Annotated in this window: 3 protein-coding genes; all 3 read right to left on the bottom strand. The window is 42.9% G+C overall.

The genetic code is table 11. The features are described 5' to 3' along the window. Positions 1 to 39: 39 nt before the first annotated feature. The 3 genes from CJU81_RS24375 to CJU81_RS23445 are packed head-to-tail and all read right to left on the bottom strand — an operon-like array spanning position 40 to position 2,226. Positions 40 to 246: a glycosyltransferase family 2 protein gene (locus CJU81_RS24375; RefSeq protein WP_176464907.1), complete on the bottom strand. Its 207-nt coding sequence runs from the start codon at positions 244 to 246 to the stop codon at positions 40 to 42. Continuing rightward, complete coding sequence (locus tag CJU81_RS23450; RefSeq protein WP_095038440.1) at positions 240 to 1,517, bottom strand: O-antigen translocase; 1,278 nt, start codon at positions 1,515 to 1,517, stop codon at positions 240 to 242. The genes CJU81_RS24375 and CJU81_RS23450 overlap by 7 nt, the downstream gene beginning before the upstream one ends. Before the next feature lie 4 nt (positions 1,518 to 1,521). Continuing rightward, positions 1,522 to 2,226, bottom strand: a complete 705-nt coding sequence (locus tag CJU81_RS23445; RefSeq protein WP_095038439.1) for a DegT/DnrJ/EryC1/StrS family aminotransferase — start codon at positions 2,224 to 2,226, stop codon at positions 1,522 to 1,524. Positions 2,227 to 2,302 lie beyond the last annotated feature (76 nt).

The raw sequence follows: 2,302 nt of genomic DNA, 5'->3' as shown, positions 1-2,302 counted from the left end.
CGGGAATGCCCAGTTTCGTGATTAGCATGCTCAGAAAAATTAACTGACTGTTGCACTTGTTCCTTGAGACCGCCATATGTCGTACTGCTTGTGTGCTTCAATAAAGGCTTCTACGACAGCAACAGTGTCGTCTGTAGAGCCATCATCTATAACTATAATGCGTGACTTCTCACATTCGATAGCCGCTAGCAAACAACTCTCGATATACTGAGAATGGTTATAGGATGGAATAACGACAGTTAGCACAAAACACCTTCCTTTGTATTCATAGCAGCTCTGAATTTCAAGTATATGACAGAGCCCATCACCAGCCAATACACAGCATAATTAAAAGCATAAGCCATTGTCACACCAACAAAACCGAAGAAATGGCAAAAAAGCAGAGTCAACAACACAAAGCTTATTGCAAATACCACTTCAGTAATGATAAACACTTTATACATGGCTTTACTTAGCATCAAGTAGGCTAAAATCCAGCTCCCTATTTTTAAACTATCACCCACCATCTGCCATGCAAAAAGCTCTCGCATCGGGCTGAACTCACGAGTAAACAAAATGCCGATAATAAAATCACGCAGTATGTAAATCAACAGCCCCATTATCATCGCACAGGGCAGTATATATTTATAGCCTTGGGCAATTTCAGCTTTTATTTTCCGCACCAGCTTGAGCTCGGCCAGCTTTGGAAGATAATAAACACTCAACGTTGAAGTAATGAATAGCAAGTAAGCTGAACTCAACCTTGTCATTGCTTCCCAATAACCTGCTGCTTCCCAGCTGAACGTTTCACCTAAATAATTTCGAACAAATATTTGACTTAGAGGAACACACGCCGCAGAAGTTAGCGCCATAGCGGTAAATTTCAGCAGGTTTTTGGCAACCTGCGTATCGACGGCCCCGAACAACAATGAAAGTTTAAACCAAGCCGCTTTCCTGCAAATATAAATCGTCACAACAAAGCTGAGCGATTGATATAAAGCCAGCGCAACCAATGCACCATACAGGCCAAACTTAACGGCTAGAAGAGAGGTAGTACACAATGCGAAGAGGCTGCCAAGAATGTTGGCTACAACAAAGCGTAAAATATCTTTTTTACCGTTAAGAATAGCGAGTACTAGTGAGTTTAATGTCAGGAAAACCAGCCCTCCCGCTAGCCATAGGAAAACTGAAGAAAGTGATTCATCATTGAAAAATATGACGGCCAGTGGTTTGCTGAATACAGCTATTATTAAAGCGGTTATCACGGATCCGCAGGTCGCTAAGGTGCCTGCTGTTTTCCATACCGCATGCTGCTTGTGAACTTCGTTTGTGTATTCAGCCGTGTATTTCGTTACCCCCGTATTGACCGAACCACTCGCAAATGTCGAGATTATTTGCAGCGCATTTTGGAATTGGCCCAAGGCAGCGTAGCCTGCTGGCCCGACATAGACAGCTAACACCTTGTTAATTCCAAGCAGCGTCAGCATTTTAATAATGACGGCCAAGCCATTTAAAAAACTCGTTTTAAGCAGCGTCATCACTTTAACCGCTTACGCTGAAACTGTTACAAACCTCAATTACTTTCATCGCTTGTTCATGAGTCATAACGGGACTGATTGGCAAGCTCAGAATTTCATTATGTATCAACTCAGTCACTGGAAAAGACCGAGATGAGAAATCATAATTTTTATACGCCTCTTGTTGATGAGGGGGAATGGGGTAATGTATTAGTGTCTGCACTCCATTCTCAGCCAAATGTTGTTGCAATTTGTCACGATGGGCTGAGCGAACGACAAACAAATGCCAAGCGTGTTCGGTAAAAGTGAGCACGTCAGTTTCATAAGGCAGTGGCAAACTGATGTGACTGTTTCGGATTGATCGCATGTAGGCATCTGCAATTTTTTTCCGTGCTTGAGCTTCTTTATCCAAATGCTTTAACTTTACGCCCAACATTGCCGCTTGAATTTCATCTAAACGGCTGTTAACACCCAGCATAATATTTTTATATTTTTCGTGCGATCCATAGTTCCGAAGTGCTTTTAGCACTTCAACCAGATCAGGATCATTCGTGGTAATAGCGCCTGCATCACCCAGCGCACCTAAATTCTTTCCAGGATAAAAACTAAACCCCGAGGCATCACCCCAGTTTCCTGCCTTTTTGTTGTTGGTCTGAGCACCATGAGCTTGAGCCGAGTCTTCCAAAACCAGTAGATTATGCTTTTTGGCAATTGCGGTGATAACTGGCATATGGCGGTCTCAAGGAACAAGTGCAACAGTCAGTTAATTTTTCTGAGCATGCTAATCACGAAACTGGGCATTCCCG

Origin of the sequence: Pseudomonas fragi (assembly GCF_002269505.1) — a bacterium.
Classification (GTDB): Bacteria; Pseudomonadota; Gammaproteobacteria; order Pseudomonadales; family Pseudomonadaceae; genus Aquipseudomonas; species Aquipseudomonas fragi_D.
This window is presented reverse-complemented; position numbering and strand designations above follow the sequence as displayed.